Below are 22,016 nucleotides of genomic sequence, written 5' to 3' on the forward strand. Positions count from 1 at the left end.
CAAGGAGCACCACCCGCGTGAACACCCCAGACCCGCTCACCCAGCCGGAGGTGCAGGGCTTCGCCGCCCTCGCCGCCCGGCTGGCCGAGAACGTCAACGCGGTGGTGCTGGGCAAGCCCCAGGTGGTCCGGCTGGCGCTGACCGCGCTCTTCGCCCAGGGGCACGTGCTGCTGGAGGACGTGCCGGGGGTCGGCAAGACCACCCTGGCCCGGGCCGTCGCGGCGACCGTGAAGGGGCAGTGGCGGCGCATCCAGTTCACCCCTGACCTGCTCCCCTCCGACGTGTCCGGGGTGACGATCTTCAACCAGGCCACCCGGGGCTTCGAGTTCCACCCGGGCCCGGTCTTCGCCAACATCGTCATCGCCGACGAGATCAACCGGGCGTCACCGAAGACCCAGTCGGCGCTGCTGGAGGTGATGGAGGAGCGCACCGTCACCGTCGACGGCGTCCGGCACCCGGTGCCGCAGCCGTTCCTGGTGGTGGCCACCCAGAACCCGGTGGAGATGGACGGCACGTACCGGCTGCCGGAGGCCCAGCTCGACCGCTTCCTGGTGAAGCTCTCCGTCGGCTACCCCGACGAGGCGGTCGAGGTGGAGGTGCTGCGCGGGGCGACGGTCCGCTCCCCCGAGGCGCTGACGGCGGTCACCGACACGGCCACCGTCGGGGAGATGGTCCGCATGGCCCGCCGGGTGCACATCGCCGAGCCGCTCTACGCGTACGCGGTGCGGCTGGCCGCGGCCACCCGCACCCACCCGCAGGTGCGGGTCGGCGTCAGTCCCCGGGGTGTGATCGCGCTGACGAGGGCGGCGTGCGCGTACGCGCTGATCGACGGGCGGGGCTGGATCATGCCGGAGGACCTGAAGACCCTGGCCGAGCCGGTCTTCGCGCACCGGCTGCTGCTCACCCCCGACGCGCAGGTGCGCGGGGTGACCGCCGCCGAGGTGCTGCGCCAGGCGGTCGCCTCGGTTCCGGTGCCGCTCCCCTCGGGCCAGCCGGCCCCGGTCCAGGGCTGACCGGCGACGCCGGTGTCCGCGCTCACCGCCCGGTGTGTCGGGCTGCTCGTCGCCGCCGTCGTGCTGCTGGGCGTCGGATTCCGCTTCGCGTACCCGGAGTTGACGCTGCTCGGGGCGGCGGCCGGCATCGCCGTCGGGTACGCCGTGCTGAGCGCGGCGTGGCGGCCCCGCCTTGAGGTGACCCGCAGCGCCGACCCGGACCGGGTGGCGCGCGGCGAGCCGGCGGCGATGACCCTGACGGTGCGCAACGCGGGGCGGCTGCGGGCGGCGAGCCTGGTGGCCGAGGACCGGTGCGGGGACCGGGCGGTTCCGGTGCCGCTGCTGCGGCTGCGACCGGGCCGGGACACCACGGTCCGTTACGAGGTGCCGACCGCCCGCCGGGGCGTGGTGCCGGTGGGGCCGCTGCGGGTGACCCGGCGCGACCCCCTCGGCCTGGTGGCGCTGGCCCGCCCGTACGGCGGCACGGTGCCGGTCTGGGTGCACCCGCGCGTGCACCCGCTGAACGCGGTGCCCACGGGGGCGGGGCGCAGCCTGGACGGCCGGGTGGACAAGGTGCCGCACGGCTCGATCACCTTCGACTCGCTACGCGAGTACGTGGTCGGTGACGAGTTGCGCCGGGTGCACTGGCGGACCAGCGCCCGGGTGGGCGAGCTGATGGTGCGGGAGAACGTGGACACCAGCCTGCCCCGGATCGTGGTGCTGCTGGACAACCGGGCGGCGGCCCACCCGGAGCGCCTGGACGGGGTGGCCGAGTCGTTCGAGTCGGCGTGCGAGGCCGCCGCCTCGGTGCTGGTGGCCGCGTACCGCGAGGATCTGCCGGTGGTGCTGCTGCTGGTCGCGCCGGAGTCGGCGGGCGGTGACGCGGCGGCGCAGGGGCCGCTGGACCGGCTCGCGGCGGCGGAGCTCGCCGACGGGGGTGACCTTCAGCCCGCCACCACCCGGCTGCGGCGGGAACGGCTCGGCGACACGCTGGTCTTCCTCACCGGGCCGGGTGGCCGGGACGACCTGGGGACGGTGGGCGCGCTGCGGGCCGCGTACCCGTCGGTGGTGGTGGGGGTCTTCGGGGCGACGGAGCCGGCGCCGTCGGGCGCGGCCGGCCTGGTGGTGATCGACGCCGCGGACGGGGCGGCGTTCGCCGCCGAGTGGGACGGGGTGCGCAGGTGGTGACGGTGGCCGGCGGCGGTCCCGACGGTCAGGCGGGGCGGGGCACCGGCGGCGTCGCGACCGACGCCGCCGGGCCGTCCGGGGTCGGCGGCGGAGCTGGCGACCCCGGGTCGGCCGGCGGCGGTGGGGTCGCCCGGGTGGCGCGGGCGCTGCGGGCCGTCCCGGTGCCGCTGGCGCTGGTCGGGATGATCGGCCTGGCCGGCGCGGTACTCGGCCGGGTCTATGCCGGCCCGCTGCTGACCTGGCTGGTGCTCGGGGCGGCGGTCGGCTCGGTGCTGGTCAGCGTGGCCGCCCGCCGGCTGCCCTCGTGGCTGGTCGCACCCGTCTCGGTGCTCGCGATGGCGGGCTGGACGGCCTGGTCGCTGCGGCTCACCGCGACCCGCGCCGAGCTGCCCGGGGGCCTGGCCGAGGTGACCGCCGACGCCGCCGCGAACGGCATCCCCCGGCTGCTGACGGCGATGATCCCGGTGGAGCCGACCCCCGACACGGTGCTGGTGCCGCTGGTCGCCGCGTGGCTGGCCGGTCTCGCCGGGGCGGAGGTGGCGATGCGGGCGGGTCGGGTGCTGCTCGGCTACCTGCCGCCGGTGCTGCTCTACGCCGCCGCGCTCTACGTCGTCGGCCCGAACGCCGATCCCGCGATCGGGCCGACGCTGGCCCTCGTGGCCGTGGCGGTGCTCGGGCTGGCGGTGCCGCCACGCGGGGCGGCCGGCGCCGACGCGGCCGCCGGGCTGGCCCCGGCGGTCCGCGCGGCCGTCCGGGCCCGGCTCGCCGCCGCCTCCGCCGCCGGCCTCGCGGTGGTCGTCGGCCTCGTCGCGCTGCTCGGTCCGCTGCTCGCCGGCCAGGTCGACGGCCGGCCGGTGGACCCCCGGCGGTACGTCGAGCCGCCGCAGGTGGAGACCCTCGACGAGAACCCGCTCATCCGGATCTCCGGCTGGGCGCTGAACCCGGGCCAGCAGTTGCTCGACGTGCGTACGCAACGGTCGGGCCCGCCGGATTCCGCGCCGGCCGAGGAGCCGGGGGCCGCCCCCGGGCCGGGCGCCGCCGCACGCCCGGTGCCGATCCGGCTGGCGGTGCTCAGCGACTACGACGGCGTGACCTGGCGGGTCGGCGCCACGTACCGCAACGCGGGGCGGATCCTGCCCGTGACGGCGCCGGCGGCCGACAGCACCGTGGAGACGGTACGGCAGGAGATCACCGTCGCCGGGCTGAGCGGCCGGCTGCTGCCCGCCGTCGCCACCCCGCGCCAGGTCACCGGCGCCCGGGTGGCGTACGACCCGACGACCGGGACGCTGATCCGCCCGGAGGGCCTGACCCCGGGGCTGCGCTACGACGTGACGTCGGCGCTGGAGACGCCCGACTCCAACCTGCTCGCCACGGCGGACGTGCCGGCCGGCGAGGAGGTGGCCCGGGTGCTGCGGGTCGCCGACGGGGTGCCGGAACCGTTGCGCCGGCTCGCCGCCCAGCTGGCCGAGTCCAACGGCGCCCCGTACGCGCGGGCCGCCGCCGTGGAGCAGTTCCTCGCCGAGCACTACCGCCTCGTCGCGGACGCGCCCAGCGGGCACGCGTACCCGAACCTGAACTTCTTCCTCTTCGGACCCCGCAACGCCGGCGGGCAGCGGGGCACCTCCGAGCAGTTCGCGGCGGCGTTCGCCGTGCTGGGCCGGCTGACGGGGCTGCCGACCCGGGTGGTGGTGGGCTTCCGTGCCGCCGGCGACGGTCCGGTCCGGGCCGGCGACGCGTACGCCTGGCCGGAGGTGCTCTTCGAGGGGCTGGGCTGGGTGCCGTTCGACCCGCTGCCCAGGCCCGACGAGGAGCCGCGCCCGGTGGAGGAGGACTTCCGCCCCGCGCCGGAGGAGCCGCCCCCGTCGGAGGTGCCGGAGCCCACGGTCGAGCCGACCGTGTCGCCGGAACCGGCCGCCGCGCCGGGCGGGCGGGCCGGCTCCGGTGGACCGTCGACGGCGCTGCTGGTCGGCGGCGGGACGGGCGGCGTGCTGCTGCTGGTCGTGGTCGCGCTGCTCGCGCTGCTGCTGATGCGCCGGGCGCTGACCCGGGCGCGGCTGGAGCGGGGCGACCCCGGCCAGCGGATCGCCGGCGCCTGGCGGGAGGTGACCGACGCGCTGCGGCTGTCCGGGCACCCGGTCGGCGGGAATCTCTCCGCCTCCGAGGTCGCCGCCCACGCCCGCCGGGCCGTCGCCGATGCCCGCGCGAGGCGGTCCGGGCACGCCCCGACGACGGCCGGCCCCTCCCCCGGTCCCGCCGGCACCGCCCCGGGAGGCACCGCCCTGAGCGGCCCCGGACCGGGAGGCACCGGACCGACGGGCACCATGACGGCTGCCGGCGACCTGGACGCCCGGGTGGACGAGCTGGCGGGGCTGCTCAACCAGACGGCGTTCGCCCCGGGCACGACCACTGCGGAGCAGGCCGCGCGGGCCACCACGACGGCCCATGACTACGTCGCCACGCTGCGCGCCGCCCGCCCCTGGTGGCGCCGGCTCCTCTGGTCCGTGCGCCCCGGTCCCCTCCGCTGGCGCCGCTAGGCCCCCTCCGCGACGTGGCGCCGTCCGCCGGGCCCCGCTGATCACCCGCGACGACACTCCTGCGGCGCCAGCGGCTGCGACGCGTCTACGTCGCATGATTCCGTGCACAACGGTGGCCGCCGGTGCCACCACCACATCCATGGGGCGCCCTGTCAGACCGTCATGTCGGGACCAATGTCCGCTGGTACGGTCTCGGCGTGCTCGACGGTCTGTTCACCTTGCACGAGAACTCGCTGATCGCCTCATGGCGACTGCTCGCCTCGGTGGATCCGGAAGGCGAGGTCGTCGACGATCAGGACGCGGTGACCATGTCGCATTCGCATCCGGCCCTGTGTAACGCACTGTTGCGCTCGCCGAGGGGGCTCGACCGGATCCGAAAGGTGTTCGGCGAGCGTCACCATGCGGTGTGGGTGCGGCAGCCCGGCGACGGCCTCGAAGTAGTGGGGTATCGGCGCAACGAGTGCACGGTGCCGATGGTGCTTGAGCTTGCCGGCTGGGATCGACCACCTGCTGTGCCCGTGGTGGCGGTGGCGCCGGGTGACGTGGCGCAGCACAGCGGTGTGGGCCGGTCGATGCTCGCGGACCTTCCGCACACCTACGGCCATGCGACCGAGCGGTGGGAGTCCTGGGCGATCACGATGACGACCGGTGCCGTAGCGAACATCTCGTTCGTCACTACCCGTGAGGAGTTCCAGCGGCGCGGCCTCGGCCGGGCCGTCATGACGCGAGCGCTGCTGGACGCACGGTACCGGGGCGAGAGGTACGCGACCCTGCAGTCCACCCCGGCCGGATTGCGGCTCTACCGGGGGCTCGGGTTCCGTGACGTCGGAGTCTGGCAGGAATGGGTTCCGGCGCCCTGATTGCCCGCGCGGTCACGACGCATCCCCGCTACCGGCCACAGGTGCGGCACCTTCGTACGGCCGGTTGCCACGTCCACCCGGACCGCGAGTGGGATTTTGCACTCGCAGTGCACTTGTCTCGGCCTCCGGGGCTGCCTAGCGTCGCATCATGCCTGCTTCCTGGACCTTCGCCGTTGCCCGTGACGACCTGAGCCGGACCACCCTCGTCGAAGGCACGACGCCCACCCTCGCCGACGGCGAGGCACTGTTGCGAGTGGACCGCGTCGGCCTGACCGCCAACAACGTCACCTACGCGGTGCTCGGCGACTCGATGCGGTACTGGGAGTTCTTCCCGCCCGGCCCCCGTGGGCTCGGCCCGCAGTGGGGACTCCCGCCGCTGTGGGGCTTCGCCGAGGTGGTCGAGTCCACGGTCGAGGGGGTCGCGGCGGGGCAGCGGGTCTACGGCTACCTCCCGCCGGCGGGTCACCTGGTGGTGCGGCCGGACCGGGTGGACGCCTCCGGATTCCGCGACGCGAGCGCGCACCGGGCCGACCTGCCCTCGCCGTACAACGTGCACCGGGCGACCACCGGCGACCCGGCGTACCGGGAAGACCAGGAGGACCTGCTGGTCCTGTTCCGGCCGCTGTTCTTCACCTCCTTCATGCTGGCCGACCAGGTCGTCGACAACGACTTCTACGGGGCGCAGTCACTGGTGCTGTCGTCGGCATCGAGCAAGACCGCGTACGCCGCCGCCTTCGAGCTGCACGGCCGGGGCCCGCGCCTGGTCGGGCTCACCTCACCCGGCAACCTCGCGTTCACCCGGTCGCTCGGGTGCTACGACGACGTCGTCTCCTACGACGACATCCACGCCCTCGACGCCGTACCGACCGCCTACCTCGACCTGTCCGGCGCGCCCGCCACCCGGGCCGCGCTGCGGGAGCACCTCGGCGACCGGCTCGTGCGCGACGTCGCGGTCGGACTCACCACCCAGATCCCGAACGCCGACGCCGCCGGAGAGGTGTTCTTCGCCCCGGTGCAGATGCGCAAGCGCCGCCAGGACTGGGGCCGCGACGGGCTCGACCAGCGGTTCACCGACGCCTGGCAACGGTTCACCGGGGTCGTGGGCGAATGGCTCGACGTCCGGACCGGATCCGGGCCCGACGCCCTGGAGCGCGCCTGGTCGGAGGTCCTCGCCGGCCGGACGCCGCCGCGTGTGGGTCAGATCGTCCAGTTGTGAGCGGTGTCCCGGCCCCGGACGGGCTGCGGGCAGACAAGCCACTCACCGCTTTTCTGGGCGAGGGGTCCACCGTCATCGCTGCCGCCGCTCCCGCCCCGGGTGCGGCACAGCCCCCTGGGCCGCGTACCGCTCCTGAATGGAGGGTGCGGGACGCGACAGGCCGGACCTGCGGGCCGTGCCGTCCCCGACATCGCCGTCCGTCGAACCGCCGAGACGGCACGACACGCCGGAGGCGAGTGGCTTTCGGGCTGGCGGGCCGTGACACCATACCTCTGTCGTCCGTCGCCTCGGCGCGGCTCGTCGAGGTTCCGGTGGAGTCACAATGGCTGGGCCGAAGGGGCAGCGATGCCGGGCACGCCGCCGGGTTCGTGTGATCCGCGCACGGCGGGGCCCTGCCAGCTCATCGGGCGGCCGGGCGTGGGCGGCCGGGGCGCCGTCCACCCGGGCAGGGACGGACACGGCTACCGGGGAGCGGTCAACCCGGCAGGCCATCGCCGACGCCACCGCCGCACCTCTGGAGGGAACCGATGGTTTCAGGTCGACCGACTGCCCGGCCGTGGCTGCCGTACGCCGTGGCCATCGTGGCCGGATCCGCGGTCATCGCGGCGGCCTACCTGATCGCCCGGCCGGCGGCGGACGCCGTGTGCACGCCGCTGGAGGTCAGCGCGTCGATCGAGAAGGACGTGCTGCTCGGCGAGCTGGCGGAACGCTACAACAAGAGCGATCGGCGAGTCGGCGACCGGTGCGCCGTGGTGACCGTGCACGGCCTCGCCTCCGGTGCCTCGACGGACGCGCTGGCCGGCGACTGGGCGGCCGAGCAGCCCGACCTGCCACGGCCGCAGGTGTGGTTGCCGACGTCGAGCCTGTGGACCGGGCAGTTGAAGTTGCTGGACGAGGCCGCCGGACGCCCGGCGCAGACCCCCGGCCGGTACCCGTCGATCGCGAACAGCCCGCTGGTGATCGCCATGCCCCAGTCGAAGGGAAAGCACCTCCAGCAACAGGGCCCACTCGGCTGGGGTGAGGTCCTCGGCTCGTCCGGGCGCACGGGCTGGGCCACCTTCGGCCGCCCCGACTGGGGGCGGTTCAGCTTCGGCAAGGTCAACCCGAACCTGTCCACCTCCGGGCTGGCGGCCACGATCGCGAGCTACTACGCGGCCATCAACCGGGCCAGCGACCTGACCGAGAGCGACGTCGCGAATCCGGCGGTGACCCAGTTCGTGCGCCGCATCGAGGCCAACGTGTCCCACTACAGCGACGACATCGTGGACCTGTTGAAGGACCGCGCCGAGGCGGACCTGTCCAGCGCCGACACGGCGGCCCCGACGGACATGAGCGCGGTGGTGACGCAGGAGGAGCTGGTCTACCAGTACAACGAGGGGAAGCTGAGCCCGACCCCGGGCAAGAAGCCGAGGGTCCCGCTGGTCGCGCTGTATCCCAAGGAAGGCACGTTCAACCTCGACCACCCGTACGTGGTGCTCCCCTCGGCCAGCCCGGAGCAGCGTGACGCCGCCGCCGACTTCCTGAAGTTCCTGCAGGAGCCGCCGCAGCAGCAGAGCTTCAGCCGGCACGGGTTCCGCGACCACGAGCGGAACGCGGCTGGCCCGTTGATCGCCGCCGTCGGCGGGCGGAGGGCCGAGAACCTCACCTACTTCGACCCGCCGGATCCCGCCGTGGTCAAGGCGATCCTCACCGGCTGGGGCACGCTGCGGAAGAAGGCCAACATCCTCGTGGCCGTCGACACGTCCGGTTCGATGAACGCGAAGATCGGTGACCAGACCAGGTTCCAGGTGGCGACCAGGGCCGCCGCCAAGGGCTTCGGCCTGCTGAACTCCGAGGACAAGGTCGCGCTCTGGTCGTTCTCGTCCGAGACCCCGCAGCGGCCGAAGTCGCCGTACAGCGAGGAGGTCCGGCTGTCACCCTTCAACCAGAAGGCGCTCACCAAGGAGCTCAACAATCTCCACGTTGAGGGCGGCACCGCGCTGTACGCCACCGTACGGGCGGCACACCGGCACATGCTCGATCACTACGACCAGTCCCGGATCAACGCGGTGGTCGTGCTGACCGACGGCACGAACGAGTACACCAAGGACAACAACCTCGGCCGGCTGCTGAAGGATGTCGCGTTGGATCCGGAACGACCGATCAAGATCTTCTGCATCGCCTTCGACGAGAAGTCCGACTTCGGGAAGCTGGACCAGATCGCCAAGGCGTCCGCGGGCAAGGCGTTCGACGCCCGCGACCCGGCGAAGATCGACGACGCTTTCGTCAAGCTCGTCAGCAGCTTCTAGCGCCGCGCAACCACGCCCGGCACGCGGTGCGCGGCGAGGCGGATCCGCGCGGCCGGGTTTCAGGACCGCAGGCGGCGGACGAGTTTGCGCAGGCCGGACTGCCAGCCGTCCGGGTCCTCCGCCTTGCGGCGGGCGTAGTCGGCGACCTCGGGGTGCGGGAGGATCAGGAAGCGCTCCTCGGCGATGCCGGCGACCGCCGCGTCGGCGACCTGGTCGGCGGTGAGCACCGCGCCGGAGGCGGCCACGACCCGCGCGCCCAGGTGACCGGCGGCCAGCCCGTCGGCGAGCATCGGCGTGTCCACGCCCTGCGGGCACAGCGCGCTGATCCGGACGCCCTGGTCGCGGAAATCGCGGTCGGGCTCACCACCCAGCCTCCGAACGCCGACGCCGCTGAGGAGGTGTTCTTCGCCCCGGTGCAGATGCGCAAACGCCGCCAGGACTGGGGCCGCGACGGGCTCGACCAGCGGTTCACCGACGCCTGGCAGCGGTTCACCGGGGTTGTGAGCGGGTGGCTCGACCTCTGGGTCGACGCCGGCCACGACGCCCTGCGACGTGCCTGGTCGGAGACGCTCGCCGGCCGGACGCCGCCACGTGTGGGTCAGATCGTCCAGTTGTGAGCGGCGTTCCACGACGTCGCCCCGGTCCCGGCTGCGGCCGGGACCGGGGTTTGGCCCGCGCGGTCAGGCGCACCACGGCGCGGCGACAGTGGCCGGGCCCGCCACCTGTCGCCGCGCCGGATCCGTGCGGGTGCCGCCGCCTGCGCCGGTCGTTCAGGAACGATAGAAGATCGTGCTGTAGCTTCCACAGATGTTGGCGCTCAGGGAATTGTCGGTGCATTCTTTGATCTCGACCCGCGTGACATTCGAGGCAAAGTTGTAGGTCCTGGTGACCGTCGAGTTCGTGCCGTTGTCGTTGGCGAGTTCCTCGTAGCGCGTTCCACCGTCCCGGTAGTAGGCCGCGAGCCGCGCCTTCGCGTTGCGGTCGTTCGCCACGGTGTCCTTGACCTGCACCTTGACGTACAGTCGGCCGTTGTCACCCCACCACCAACTACCGTGCACCCAGGCGCCGGAGACATCCGCGCTCGTGTTGCTCATCGACCATTCGGTGGCTGCCTGGGCCGGGGCCGGAGAAATCACGACCGTACCGACCAGAGCGGAAATTCCCAAGAGGGCGGCGGCGAAACGACGCTTCTTCAATTCGTACTCCCTTTAGTGGTTGGCTTGCACCTGAGACGTTAATTCGCACGGCGTCCGTCCACATCGTCCCGCTGATTGATCCCCTACCACGACCGCTGCGGTATCCGGATCGGCTGACTACGGCAGCGGTTGTACGGCACCATCCGCGGGACACCGGCCCTCGTCGCCACCGCTCGACCTCGCACCGACCACTTAGGATCTACCGGTGCCACACCGCGAGCGGCTCCGGCAACGACTGCACGACGTGCCCGCGACGGTCGTCGACGCGGCGGTCGCCACCGGCATCGTGGCGGTCACCGCCTGGATGGGGCGCGACTACCAACTGCCCGGCTTCCGCGAGTTCGACGGCACGGCACTGGTCCTGACCTGCCTGGCCAACATCCCGCTCGCGGCACGCCGCCGCGCCCCGATGACCGTCCTGCTGACCTGCTGCACCGTGGTGGCGTGGTTTCTCACCCTCGGCTACGTGCCCAGCCTGAACCTGTTCGGGCCGCTGCTCGCGATGTACACCGTGGCCGCGACGCGTCCCACCCGCACCGCCCTGCCGGGGGCCGCGGCCACGGCCGGGGTGACCTTCTACAGCGGCATGGTGGTCGAGGTCTACACGCTGTGGACGGCGCTCGCCCAGGCGCTGGTGGCGACCCTGGTGGCCTGGCTGTTCGGGGCCGGGGCCCGACGGCTGGCCGACCGCAACCGGCGACTGCTCGCCCTGGCGGAGGAACTGCGCCGGGAGCGGGAGGCCCGGGCTCGCAGCGCGGTCCTGGCGGAACGGATACGTATCGCCCGCGAGCTGCACGACGTGGTCGCCCACCACATGTCGGTGATCTCGGTGCAGGCCGGCCTGGCCCGGTACGTCCTCGCCACCGATCCGGCGACGGTGGGCGCGGCGCTGGACACCATCACCGACAGCAGCCACGAAGCGCTGGAGGAGATGCGCCGGATGCTCGCCCTGCTCCGAGTGTCCGACGCCGACCCGCGAGGCGAGGGCGACGGCTGCGACCCCGCACCGGGGCTGGGTCGGCTCGACGAACTCGTCGAGCGGATCAGGGCCGCCGGCGTCCAGGTCGCGGTGGTGGTCGTGGGTTCGCCCCGCCCACTGCCACCGGGGACGGACCTCTGCGCGTACCGGGTGGCGCAGGAGTCGTTGACGAACGTCCTGAAGCACGCGCGCGGGGCCCGGGCGAACGTCACGCTCGACTACGGCCAGCCGGAGCGGCTGACCATCCGGGTCGCCGACGACGGCCCCGGCGCTCCTGACGGGCCGGCGCACGGCCACGGTCTCGCCGGCATGCGCGAGCGGGCACGACTGTACGGCGGAAGCCTGCACGCCGGCACCGCCCCGGGCGGCGGCTTCACCGTCACCCTCAGCCTGCCCGTCGGAGTCGTCCCACCCGGCAGGCACGAGCCGGGGGTCACCGGTCGGCGGCCGTCGCCTCCGGCCCGGCCCGCCTAGCCTGCCTGCTGTCACGTCCGGTCCAGGAACTCCAGGACACCCATGCATCTATGGCGGATTGGTGAACCCCCTCTCACCTGGCCGGACCAGACCGGACTCGTACGCCAGGACCACCGCCTGCGCCCGGCTGGCCAGGTCGAGCTTGGCCATGGTCCGGTTCAGATGGGTCTTGACGGTCGCCTCCGCGATCACCAGGCGCCCGGCGATCTCCGAGTTGTCGAGGCCCGTGCCGACCAGCCGCAGCACCTCCCGCTCCCGTCCGGTGAGGACGTCGAGCGCCGGCAGCGCACCGGGCCGCGGCGCGGCGGAGGCGGCAAGTGACTCGACGAGTCGATGGACCACGCGGGGTGTGAAGAGCATGTCCCCGCGCGCCACGGTGGCGACGGCGGCCAGCAGCCGCTCCGGGGGCGTGTCCTTGAGCAGGAAACCGCTGGCCCCGGCCCGCAGCGCGGCGTAGACGTACTCGTCGGTGTCGAACGTGGTCAGCACGAGGACGCGGGGCGGGTCGTCGCCGGCCGCGGCGATGATCTCACGGGTGGCCGCGATCCCGCCGACGCCAGGCATCCGGAGGTCCATCAGGACCACGTGGGGCCGGGTGGCGGCGGCCACGACCACCGCCTCGGCGCCGTCGGCGGCCTCACCCACCACCCGCATCCCCGGGGCGGCCCGGAGCAGGGCGGCCAGACCGGCGCGGATCAGCACCTGGTCGTCGACGACGAGAACCCCCACCGACCTACTGCTGCGGGACATGAGCCTCCTGGTCCTTGCGGTTCGACGCCAACAGCGGGCGGGTTCGACGCCGACAGCGGGCAGGTTTGGTCCGAATCGCGGGCGGGCGCGGCCCACGCCCACGCCCACGCGCGCCGCGCGCTTCGGTCACACGCGCCGCCGGGAACCGGCCCGGTCGGACCTCCGCTGTCGCCGGTCGACCCTGCCCGACGACAGCGGCTACGCCCTCAGCCGACGGACGAGTTTGCGCAGGCCGGACTGCCAGCCGTCCGGGTCCTCCGCCTTGCGGCGGGCGTAGTCGGCGACCTCGGGGTGCGGGAGGATCAGGAAGCGCTCCTCGGCGATGCCGGCGACCGCCGCGTCGGCGACCTGGTCGGCGGTGAGCACCGCGCCGGAGGCGGCCACGACCCGCGCGCCCAGGTGACCGGCGGCCAGCCCGTCGGCGAGCATCGGCGTGTCCACGCCCTGCGGGCACAGCGCGCTGATCCGGACGCCCTGGTCGCGGTAGGTGACGGAGAGCCACTCGGCAAAGCCGACGGCGGCGTGCTTGGTGGTGGCGTACGGGGCGTCGCCGACCGAGGTCAGCACGCCCGCCGCCGAGCAGGTGTGCAGCAGGTAGCCGCCGCCCCGGGCGAGCATCGCCGGCAGCACCGCGCGGGCCGCGTAGACGTGGGAGAGCACGTTGACCCGCCAGGCGCGGTCCCAACCGGCGTCGTCGACCTCCATCCCGCCGCCGGAGGTGACGCCCGCGTTGGCGCAGAACAGGTCGATGCGCCCGTACCGCTGCTCGGTGTCGGCGACCAGCGCGCGGACCTGCTCCTCGTCGGTGACGTCCAGCCCGACGGCGCGGGCGACGGGGCCGAGGCCCTCGGCCACCGCGCGGGCCGCCTCGGCGTCGAGGTCGGCCACCACCACGGCGGCGGCACCCTCGGCGGCGAAGCGACGGGCCAGGGCGGCGCCGATCCCGCCGGCCCCGCCGGTGATCACCACCACCCGGTCGGTCAGGTTCACCGCGACCCACCCCCACCCAGGCGCGCGATCAGGTCCCCCAGCGCCGCCGCACCACCCGCGGCGAGTTCGGGGGTGGGCAGCAGGGCCAGCACCGGTACGTCCACACCGGCGTCGGCGTAGCGGCGGACCTGCTCGCGGCAATGCTCCGGCGAGCCGTGCAGCACCAACGCATCGACCACGTCGTCAGGCACCGCCGCGCCCGCGCCGCGCCGGTCCCCGGCGGCCCAGGCCCGCCACATCGGCCCGAGCACCTCCTGGCGGCCCAGCCAGCGGTGGAACTCGGCGTACGCGGGAACGGTGAGGTAACTGGTGATCAGCCGGCGGCCCAGGGCGCGGGCGTGCGCGGCGTCCTCGGTGGGGCAGACGAAGATCCGCGCGACCACCTCGAAGCCGGTGCGCCGCTGGCCGACCTCGGCGAGGGCCCGGGGCACGTCGGTGGCGGCGAGCCAGTTGAGGATGACGCCGTCGGCCTCGGCGCCGGCCAGCCGCAGCATCCCCGGGCGCAGCGCGGCGAGCAGCACCGGCGGCGGCACGGCCGGCTTGCGGTCCAGGGTGAAGCGGCGCACGGCGAAGGTGTCGTACTCCTCGTCGACGGTCTCCCCGGCCAGCGCCGCGCGCAGGAACCGCAGCACGTCGCGGGTGCGCCGGAACGGCTCCTCGAACGGCACGGCGTTCCAGTTGCCCACGACGACCGGCGAGGACGCGCCGATGCCGAGCGCGAACCGGCCCGGGGCGGCGTCGGCCAGCGCCGCCGCGCTCATCGCCAGCAGGCCCGGGCCCCGGGTGAAGACCGGCGTGATCGCGGTGCCCAGGCGCAGCCGGGGCTGCCAGGCGGCGGCGAGTGCCAGCGGGGTGAACGCATCTGCCCCGTTGACCTCCGAGGACCACACGTCGGTGAAGCCGGCCCCGTCGAGGGCCGCGTAGATCGCGGCGTGCTCGGCGAGCGGGATGCCGTCCAGCGGCACGGTCATGCCCCATCGCGTCGTCATCGGTCGATCGTGCCCGCTCGCCGGGCCACAGAGCAAGATCCCGTCGACGATCCCACATCCATCGAAGCCTGGGGATATGCACGCAGCGGAGGGAGCTACTCTCCATGCGTGACCTTCTCGCTCGTCGCCCGCTCCGCCGACGGCCGCCACCACGGCGTCGTCGTGGCCAGCCGGTTCCTGGCCGCCGGCGCGCTGGTGCCGGCCGCCGAGGCCGAGGTCGGCGCGCTCGCCACCCAGGCGCACGTCAACCTCGCCTACCGCCCGCAGGGGCTGACGCTGCTGCGCACCGGGGTGGCCGCGGCCGACGTGGTGGCCGGGCTGGTCGCCGCCGACCCGGACCGGGACCACCGCCAGCTCGGCGTGGTCGCCGCCACCGGCGTGGGCGCGACCTGGACCGGGCCGAGCTGCCATCCCTGGGCCGGCGGTCAGGCCGGCGACGGCTGGGCGGCGCAGGGCAACATCCTGGTCGGCCCGCAGGTGATCGACGCGGTCCGGGACGCCTGGCTGGGCGGGGCCGCGCTGCCGTTCCCCGACCGGCTGCTGGCCGCGTTGCGCGCCGGCGACCAGGCCGGCGGCGACCGGCGCGGCCGGCAGAGCGCCGGGCTGCTGGTGGTCGAGCGCGGCGGCGGGTACGACGGCACCGGCGACGTGCTCGTCGACCTGCGGGTCGACGACCACCCCGATCCGGTGACCGAGCTGGGGCGGCTGCTCTCGGTGCACACCCTGCTCTTCGGCCGGCCCGACCCGGCCACCCTGCTCGACCTGACGGGCGCGGTCGCCGCCGAGGTCGGCGCGCTGCTGGGCGCGCTCGGCCACCCGGTCGACCCGGCGCGGCCGGAGGAGGCGCTCTTCTCCTGGGCCGGCCTGGAGAATCTGGAGGAGCGCCTGGTGCCCGGCCGGATCGACCCGGTCGTGCTGCACCACCTGCGCAGGGCCGCCCCGCACGTGCCCGCCCCGCGCCCGGAGGCGGACCCGCTCGGCGCCGACGCCTGACCCGCCCGCCTGACCCGCCCGCCGGACCGGGCCCGGGGCCCGCCCGGGTCAGCCGCCGAAGGAGAGCCAGCGGAAGCCGGCGGCGTCGACGACGGCCCGCTCGCGGTCCGTGAGGCCGACCCGGCCGGTCGCCTTGCGGATCAGCGTGAGCCGGTCCCAGCCCAGCCCGGGCGGGACCGCCCGCCCGCCGGTGAGCAGGTCGGCGACGACCTCCGCCGCCGTCGGCGTCAGCCACGGCCGCCGCTCCAGCGCCGCCGCCAGGTCCAGGCCGTGCACGCCGACCTCCACCACGCGGGTACGCAGGAACTCGGCGAGCGCCATCGCGTCGCCGTGCCGGGTGCGTACCACCCGACCCGGCGGTGCGGCGTCGACGGCGTCGAGGGCGGCCCGCCAGGCCCGGTCGAAGTCGGCCACCAGGGCCGGCCCGTCGAGTTCCCGGGCCTCCCGCCGGCCGCTGTCGACGCGGGCGGCGTCCACGGACGGGGTGAACTTGGCGGCGCCGTAGTAGGCGGCGGCGTCGACCTCGGCGCGGGGCGGGGCGGGCTCGGCGAGCATGTCGACCAGCCGGCCCGCGCCGGTGCGTACGTGGGCCAGCAGTTCGCGTACAGCCCACGGCCGGCAGTCGGTCGGACGGTCGAGATCCGCCTCGTCGACGCCGCGCAGCACCTCGCCGAGCCGCTCGCACTCGTCCCGGAACGCCGCCCGTACGCTCTCCATGGCCCCCTCCCCCGTCCCGCCGACCCTCTCACACCGGCGCGGCCGTTTCGGGTCCCGTCCGGCGGGTACGCGCGGCCGGGCCGACGAGAGGAGCGCCAGGGATGGCCGGGATCATGCTGCGCAGCACCGCGTTCAACGACCACGACATGCTGCCGAGCCGCTTCTCGAAGGAGGGCGGCAACGTCTCGCCGCCGCTGGAGTGGGAGCGGGTGCCGGAGTCCGCCGCCGAGCTGGTCCTGCTCGTCGAGGACCCGGACGCGGGTAGGACACCGTTCCTGCACTGGCTGGTCACCGGGATCGCGCCGAGCGCCGCCGGGGCGCCGGAGGGCGGCGTGCCCCTGGGCGGCCGCGAGTGGCCCAACGACTTCGGCACCACGGGGTGGGGCGGCCCGCACCCGCCCCAGGGCGACGATCCCCACCGGTACTTCTTCCGGCTCTACGCGCTGGACCGGCCGCTGGAGCTGCCCGAGACGCCGCGGGCGGAGGAGGTGCACCGCCTGCTCGTCGAGCGGGACGCCGCGAGCGGGACGATGGTCGGCACCTACTCCCGCTGAGCGGTCAGCCCTTGACCCGGGGCACCAGCCGGTGCACGGCGGCGAGCACCAGCGCCATGACCACGCCCATCGTGCCGACGATCCCGGCGGCGCTGCCGGCGTAGCCGACGAGGAGGGGCCTGCGGGCCAGCTCGCTGGGCGGGGTGGCGCGCAGGTCGACCAGCCAGGAGAGGGCGAACCCGCAGGCCACCACCGCCAGTACGCCGCCGACGCCGAGCACCGTCGTGGCGACCCGGTGGGCGTCGGCCGACTCCACCTGCGCCTGTTCCCGCTGGGTGATCAGCAGCATCAGCCCGGCCAGCGCCGCCCAGACCCCGACCACCAGGAACGCGGCCACCGCGTCGCTGGGCCGGTGCCAGCCGGCGGAGAGGGTGGCCACCCCGGCGATCGCGGCGTAGCCGGCGCCGAGGAAGGCGCCAAGCACCCGCACCTTGCGCGGCAGGACGAGCATCAGGGCCACCGCGACGGAGGCGGCGACCGTGGCGTGCCCGCTGGGCAGGCTGTTGCCGGCGTAGATCCGTTCGGGGTCGATGCCGAAGTCGGGCCGGGCCAGGCCGTACTTGAGCAACTGGGTGGTGGCGTTGGCGCCGGCGATCAGCAGGGTGGCCGTGACGGCCAGGGCGATCCGGCCCCGGATCAGGGCGATGAAGCCGATCACCGCGGTCGCCGCCAGCAGCGAGACGACCGACATGGCGTTGAGGATCCGGTTCACCGGCTCCTCGATGTGGTCCTGCCCGATCCGGTTGCCGGTCAGGGCGACGGTGTCGACCCACTGGCCGATCTCGACGTGCACGGCGACCCGCCACACAGCGATGAAGGCCGCCGCCTGGACGAGCGCCAGGACGACCAACCAGACCGCGGTCCAACCCCTCGGCGTCGTTCGCACCCGCACACCGTAGCGGCAGGCGCGGCCCGGTCGGCGGGTGGCCTGTCGCTCGGCTACGGCTAGGTTGGTGGCGGACGTGAGGAGGGTGCGGTGACGCGTACACCGGAGGGTGCGCCGGCCCCGACGGACCGGCCGGCGACGCTCGCGGACCTGCTCGGCGGGCGCCGGGGCGCGGTCGACGCCAGCCTGCCGCCGGTGGCGTTCGCCCTCGGTTGGCTGCTCGGCGGGCACTCGCTCTGGGGCGGGGTGGGCGCGGCCGTGGTCACCGGCGCCGCGCTGGCCGGCTGGCGGCTGCACCGGGGCGACCGGCCGCGTTCGGTGCTGATCGGGCTGCTGGCCGTCTGCGTGGCCGCGCTCGTCGCGTTGCGCACCGGTCGCGCCGAGGACTTCTTCCTCGTCCAACTGCTGTCGAACGCGGCGAGCGCGCTGGCCTGGGTGGTCAGCATCGTGGTGCGCTGGCCGCTGCTCGGGACGGTGGTGGGCGTCGCGCTCGGCCAGCGGACCCGGTGGCGGCGGGATCCGGCGCTGCTGCGCGCGTACGGCCGGGGCAGCTGGGCATGGGCGGCGTCCTACGTGCTGCGGGTGGCGGTGTTCCTGCCGCTGTGGCTCGGCGGTCAGGTGGTCGCGCTGACGGTGGCCCGGGTCGTGTTGTCCTGGCCGCTGGTGGCGGCGGTGCTCGCGGTGAGCTGGGTGGTGGTGCGCCGGTCGTTGCCGGCCGGTCACCCGGGGCTGCGCCACCCGGTGGTGCCGGCCCGTGCGCCGGTGGAACCGGCGGGAAAGTAAGGGAGAGGCCGCCACGGGGGGAGCGGCCTCTCCGGTGACGTACGTTACTCCGTTCCGGCCCCATGCGTGATCCCGTGGTGGCCGGTTTTTCGGGCGTTTTCGCGCCCGGTGCATATCCGGGTGCGGTTGGGGTGGGCCGGCTGCCCCGCTGCGTCGGCCGGTTGACCGGCCCACCCCGGCCTGACCGTGGGAGTCAGGCCGTCCGCCGACCGGGCGTCTCCGTTCCCCCAGGCCCGCCCGGCCGGCCTCCGGGCGGGCGGGCCGCGCCACCCACCCGGAGGAGTCGGTCAGCCGTTGGGGAACAGCTTTCCGTAGTCGGCGTACGCCATGGCGACGTCCGCCTGGGCCCAGAACCGGTGGTACTTGAACTCCGGCTCGGGGCCGCCGTCCAGGTACGCCTGGACCTTCGGCCAGGCCGGGTCGTTCTTGTAGAAGGAGCGGATGTCGAGGAAGCTCTTGCCCGCGGCGATGGGGTCACCGTTGGCCATGGTCCCCGTCCAGCCCGGCGGCACGTAGAGGCCCTGGCCGGTGCTGGCGTCGTAGACGTCGTCGAAGCGGCGGTAGTCGCCCCGCTTCTCCACCGTGGACACGCCCTGGGCGTCGCTGGCGCCGTGCAGCGCGTCCAGCAGGCCCTTGGCGGTGTTCTTCGCCGCCGCGTTGCCCGACTTCGCCGCGTACGCGATGAGCGTGCGGGCGTAGGCGGCGGCGATGCCGACGTCCTGGCCCTTGACCGTGACCTCGACGTGCAGGTTGGTGTTGGGCTGCGGGTTGGCCGGGTTCCAGGTGGTCGGCTGGCCGGTCCACTTCATGTCCGACGGGATCGACCAGTTGGTGCCGACCGTGGTGTTGGCGATCGCCCACGGCACCCACTTGTCCAGCAGCGCCTTGGCCTTGGCGTTGCCGGTCTCCAGGTACAGCTCGGCGATGCGCTGCATCGACCAGGCCTGCATGCCGAACCACTGGTTCGACGGCGGGTCGTTGTAGACCGGGTCGACGTCGTAGTACATGCCGTAGAACGTCGACGTGCCGGCCGGCGGCTGGCCGTAGTGGCCGCCCCAGCTGTTGGTCGCGCCGCCGGCGATGCCGCCCTCGGCGGACTGGAGCCAGGTGTAGAACTCCAGCTGCCGCTCCAGGCTCTTGGTCCAGTCGGTGACCGCGGTCGGCGACTTCGGCTTGAGCTCGTTGACGTTGGTCAGCGCCCAGGCCGCGAACGGGTTCTGGTAGCCGAAGTGGTTGTGGCTGGAGCCGATCCGCCACGACCAGTTCTGGTTCGGCTCGTACGCGCCGCCCCAGGCGTAGTACCAGGACATCAGGTAGTGCGCCGAGTCCTTGCCGGTGCCGGCCGGGCAGGTGGCGGCCCCGACGCAGTTGCCGATCTTCTTGAAGTACTTGTCGAACATGGCGTAGCGCAGGTAGTCACCCATCTTGGCGGCCTTGGCCACGGTGGCCGCCACGTCGGCCTCCTTGCCCTGCTCCTTGGCCCAGGTCAGGGCCCAGTACGCGGCCTGCACGGCGCGGGCGTCGGCGTCGGGGGCGTTGGTGTACTTCCACTGCTTCGCCGGCGCGTTCGCCTCCTTGACGAACAGGTCGAGGTAGCCGTTGCGGCCACCGTGGGCGAAGGTGTCGCAGGACGGCTGCGGCACGGTCTCCCACACCGACTCCTGGGTGCCCCGCTGGAAGGTGTTGATGTACGCCGGCCGGGTGGTGCCGTCGCCGCAGCGGCCGTAGCCGTAGGTGTTGTCCACGTCCAGCAGCCAGTGCATGCCGTAGATGTCACCGGTGCCGTAGGTGTTCTGCAGCTCCGAGCGCAGCGGGTCCTGGCCGACCGGCACGTTCGGCTCCAGCTGCGACGGGTACTGGCTGGGCAGGTCGTGCTCGGCGGCGTACTGCGCGGTGCCGGCCGCGCCCGCGGTGGGCTGGTCGGCGTGCGACGGGATGATGTATTTCTCCATGACGTTCCAGGAGTTGTTGAACGGGGCCCAGTTCTGGGTCACCCGCCCGTACTGGGCCTCCAGCCAGAGCCAGAAGCTGAACGCCTCGGAGGTCGTCTCGTGCCCGTGGTCGGGCGCCTCGACGATCAGCGTCTCGATCGAGTGGTACGGCACGCCCTCGGGGCTGAAGTAGCCCGAGTTCTTGATCTTGCCGTACTGGTCGAGGAACCGCTTGACGTAGGTGTTGTCCCCGCCGCCGGTGTCGTTGTCGATCTCGGTGGCGGTGATCGCCAGCGGCGCGTAGCCGGTGGCCGAGGCGGTGACGGTGGCGGTGCCGCCGAGCGTGTCGGCGTCCTCGGCCGCCGCGACGGTCACGTTCACCCCGGTGTTCCAGTTGCTCGGGGTCAGCGTCACCGAGGCCGGCGAGACGGTGATGTCGGTGTCGCCGGTGCGGGCGAGGGAGACCGGCACGTTGGCCGTCGGCGCGGCGCTGAGCTTGAGGTTGACCGTCGAGCTGCCGCCCTCGGTCACGCTCACCGCCGACGGGGTGGCGACCAGCACCGGCCCGGACGCCGCCGTGACGGTGAAGGACTTCTCCGCGGTGGCGGTCAGGTTCGCGTTGTCGTACGCCTTGGCCTGCACCGTGTACGCGCCGGCCGGCAGGTCCTCCAGCGTGTAGCCGTACGGGGCGGTGGTGTCGGTGTTGACCAGCAGGCCGTTGCGGTAGAACTCGACCTTGCTGATCGTCCCGTCCGGGTCGCTGGCGGTGGCGCTCAGCGGCACGTCGGCGGGGGCCTCGAAGGGGCCGGCCGGCACGCTCAGCGCGACCGTCGGCGGCTGCTGCTGGGTGCCGCCGCAGGTGACGCCGTTGACCGAGAATGACGTCGGCTTCGGGTTGGTGCCGCCGTGCGAGCCGTTGAAGCCGATGCTGGTCGAGGCGCCGGTGCCGAGGTTGCCGTTGTAGGACTCGTTGGTGGCCGTGACCTGGTTGCCGGTCTGGCTCCACTTGGCCGACCAGCCCTGGGTCACCCGCTGGTCGCCGGGGAAGGCGAACTTCAGCGTCCAGCCGTTGATCGGGTCGCCGAGGTTCTTGATGGTGACGTTGGCGGTGAAGCCGTTGTTCCAGTCGCTGGTCGCGTAGACCACGTCGCAGGCGGGGGCGGCCTGTGCGGCGCCGGCCGGCAGGGTCACCCCGCCGACGGCGAGCGCGGTGGCGGCGACCATCGCCAGGCGGCGACGTCTTGCCAGATTTCTCATGTGCGCGGTGTCTCCTCGGACCTGGCCGGGGACGAAGGGCCCCGGCGGGGCGCCCTCCCGCGAACGGGATTCGGGGGCACCCGGGATGGTGGTCGCCCCGGCCCGAGGCCGGGGTACGGCGGGCGGCGCCCCCTGCGGGGCGGCTGCTCCGCCGACTGCGTCGGATGCCGTACCGGAGACACCGGCTGCCCTCGGCGACCCACGCTTGCGCGATCTGGCTCCGCGTCGCGGTGGCGACAGTGTGCCATGCATGGAAGCGCTCCCACAATGGCCGGAGGCGCACCGAAGCAGCAACATGTTTCGATCTCGTTTTGGGGCTTTCACAAAGCCGTGACGGGCGTTACAGTCGCAGCATCGGTCGATGGGAGCGCTTCCATCGACGGAGATCCAATTAGAAGATCACCCGGAGTCCGTCCATGACGGACTCCGGGGACTCAGC

18 protein-coding genes and 1 pseudogene are annotated in these 22,016 nt (G+C 73.9%); 11 read left to right on the plus strand and 8 right to left on the minus strand.

Features of this window, described 5'->3' with window-relative positions:
• The first annotated feature begins 17 nt into the window (after positions 1 to 17).
• The 6 genes from ACLQ20_RS21545 (at position 18) to ACLQ20_RS21570 (ending at position 9,078) form a co-directional block, all read left to right on the plus strand.
• Positions 18 to 1,013, plus strand: a complete 996-nt coding sequence (locus tag ACLQ20_RS21545; protein WP_358118633.1) for an AAA family ATPase — start codon at positions 18 to 20, stop codon at positions 1,011 to 1,013.
• A gap of 12 nt (positions 1,014 to 1,025) precedes the next feature.
• Positions 1,026 to 2,180, plus strand: a complete 1,155-nt coding sequence (locus ACLQ20_RS21550; RefSeq protein ID WP_425857436.1) for a DUF58 domain-containing protein — start codon at positions 1,026 to 1,028, stop codon at positions 2,178 to 2,180.
• A 134-nt stretch (positions 2,181 to 2,314) separates the two neighbouring features.
• Positions 2,315 to 4,714: a DUF3488 and transglutaminase-like domain-containing protein gene (locus tag ACLQ20_RS21555; RefSeq protein WP_425857575.1), complete on the plus strand. Its 2,400-nt coding sequence runs from the start codon at positions 2,315 to 2,317 to the stop codon at positions 4,712 to 4,714.
• 197 nt (positions 4,715 to 4,911) lie between these two features.
• The gene (locus ACLQ20_RS21560; RefSeq protein WP_151456881.1) at positions 4,912 to 5,574 is read left to right on the plus strand and encodes a GNAT family N-acetyltransferase; all 663 of its coding nucleotides are present in this window, start codon (positions 4,912 to 4,914) and stop codon (positions 5,572 to 5,574) included.
• Between the two features lie 148 nt (positions 5,575 to 5,722).
• Entirely contained in the window at positions 5,723 to 6,790 is a 1,068-nt protein-coding gene (locus tag ACLQ20_RS21565; RefSeq protein WP_425857438.1) for a DUF2855 family protein, read from the plus strand.
• Positions 6,791 to 7,317: 527 nt separating this feature from the next.
• Positions 7,318 to 9,078, plus strand: a complete 1,761-nt coding sequence (locus ACLQ20_RS21570; RefSeq protein WP_327028966.1) for a substrate-binding and vWA domain-containing protein — start codon at positions 7,318 to 7,320, stop codon at positions 9,076 to 9,078.
• Between the two features lie 59 nt (positions 9,079 to 9,137).
• On the opposite strand, the pseudogene ACLQ20_RS21575 reads toward ACLQ20_RS21570, so the two are convergent.
• Positions 9,138 to 9,425 (minus strand): annotated as a pseudogene (locus tag ACLQ20_RS21575) (dehydrogenase); the annotation flags it as partial.
• Here ACLQ20_RS21575 and ACLQ20_RS21580 point away from each other — a divergent pair.
• Positions 9,339 to 9,695, plus strand: coding sequence for a DUF2855 family protein (locus ACLQ20_RS21580; RefSeq protein WP_425857576.1), 357 nt, complete (start codon positions 9,339 to 9,341; stop codon positions 9,693 to 9,695). The pseudogene ACLQ20_RS21575 and the gene ACLQ20_RS21580 sit on opposite strands and share 87 nt — an antisense overlap.
• A gap of 153 nt (positions 9,696 to 9,848) precedes the next feature.
• Here the strand turns inward: ACLQ20_RS21580 and ACLQ20_RS21585 are convergent, their stop codons facing one another.
• Entirely contained in the window at positions 9,849 to 10,274 is a 426-nt protein-coding gene (locus ACLQ20_RS21585; RefSeq protein WP_151456878.1) for a hypothetical protein, read from the minus strand.
• A 205-nt stretch (positions 10,275 to 10,479) separates the two neighbouring features.
• On the opposite strand from ACLQ20_RS21585, the gene ACLQ20_RS21590 reads away from it, so the two are divergent.
• A complete protein-coding gene (locus ACLQ20_RS21590) occupies positions 10,480 to 11,727 on the plus strand; it encodes a sensor histidine kinase (RefSeq protein ID WP_225852445.1) in 1,248 nt (415 codons plus the stop codon).
• Positions 11,728 to 11,775: 48 nt separating this feature from the next.
• Here the strand turns inward: ACLQ20_RS21590 and ACLQ20_RS21595 are convergent, their stop codons facing one another.
• From ACLQ20_RS21595 to ACLQ20_RS21605, 3 genes are all read right to left on the minus strand, one after another.
• Positions 11,776 to 12,477, minus strand: coding sequence for a response regulator (locus tag ACLQ20_RS21595; RefSeq protein WP_425857441.1), 702 nt, complete (start codon positions 12,475 to 12,477; stop codon positions 11,776 to 11,778).
• A 198-nt stretch (positions 12,478 to 12,675) separates the two neighbouring features.
• Positions 12,676 to 13,467 carry an SDR family oxidoreductase gene (locus ACLQ20_RS21600; RefSeq protein WP_425857443.1) on the minus strand — a complete coding sequence of 264 codons (792 nt, stop codon included), beginning with the start codon at positions 13,465 to 13,467 and terminating at the stop codon, positions 12,676 to 12,678.
• Positions 13,464 to 14,438 (minus strand): LLM class F420-dependent oxidoreductase, encoded by a 975-nt coding sequence (locus ACLQ20_RS21605; RefSeq protein WP_425857577.1) that lies wholly within the window; start codon positions 14,436 to 14,438, stop codon positions 13,464 to 13,466. The genes ACLQ20_RS21600 and ACLQ20_RS21605 overlap by 4 nt, the downstream gene beginning before the upstream one ends.
• A 126-nt stretch (positions 14,439 to 14,564) precedes the next feature.
• Here ACLQ20_RS21605 and ACLQ20_RS21610 point away from each other — a divergent pair, with 126 nt between their 5' ends.
• A complete protein-coding gene (locus tag ACLQ20_RS21610) occupies positions 14,565 to 15,449 on the plus strand; it encodes a DUF1028 domain-containing protein (RefSeq protein ID WP_425857444.1) in 885 nt (294 codons plus the stop codon).
• Between the two features lie 48 nt (positions 15,450 to 15,497).
• On the opposite strand, the gene ACLQ20_RS21615 is transcribed toward ACLQ20_RS21610, so the two are convergent.
• On the minus strand, positions 15,498 to 16,166 hold the full coding sequence (locus ACLQ20_RS21615) for a maleylpyruvate isomerase N-terminal domain-containing protein (RefSeq protein WP_151457265.1): 669 nt from the start codon (positions 16,164 to 16,166) through the stop codon (positions 15,498 to 15,500).
• Between the two features lie 101 nt (positions 16,167 to 16,267).
• Between ACLQ20_RS21615 and ACLQ20_RS21620 the strand changes: the two genes are divergently transcribed.
• Positions 16,268 to 16,720, plus strand: a complete 453-nt coding sequence (locus ACLQ20_RS21620) for a YbhB/YbcL family Raf kinase inhibitor-like protein (protein ID WP_151457266.1) — start codon at positions 16,268 to 16,270, stop codon at positions 16,718 to 16,720.
• A 4-nt stretch (positions 16,721 to 16,724) separates the two neighbouring features.
• On the opposite strand, the gene ACLQ20_RS21625 is transcribed toward ACLQ20_RS21620, so the two are convergent.
• Positions 16,725 to 17,612 (minus strand): phosphatase PAP2 family protein, encoded by an 888-nt coding sequence (locus ACLQ20_RS21625; RefSeq protein ID WP_151457267.1) that lies wholly within the window; start codon positions 17,610 to 17,612, stop codon positions 16,725 to 16,727.
• Between the two features lie 84 nt (positions 17,613 to 17,696).
• Between ACLQ20_RS21625 and ACLQ20_RS21630 the strand changes: the two genes are divergently transcribed.
• Positions 17,697 to 18,389: a DUF3159 domain-containing protein gene (locus tag ACLQ20_RS21630; RefSeq protein WP_425857447.1), complete on the plus strand. Its 693-nt coding sequence runs from the start codon at positions 17,697 to 17,699 to the stop codon at positions 18,387 to 18,389.
• Between the two features lie 287 nt (positions 18,390 to 18,676).
• On the opposite strand, the gene ACLQ20_RS21635 is transcribed toward ACLQ20_RS21630, so the two are convergent.
• Complete coding sequence (locus ACLQ20_RS21635) at positions 18,677 to 21,568, minus strand: glycoside hydrolase family 48 protein (RefSeq protein ID WP_192581586.1); 2,892 nt, start codon at positions 21,566 to 21,568, stop codon at positions 18,677 to 18,679.
• Between the last annotated feature and the right edge of the window lie 448 nt (positions 21,569 to 22,016).

The organism is Micromonospora sp. DT46 (assembly GCF_049841735.1).
Taxonomy (GTDB): Bacteria; Actinomycetota; Actinomycetes; order Mycobacteriales; family Micromonosporaceae; genus Micromonospora; species Micromonospora reichwaldensis.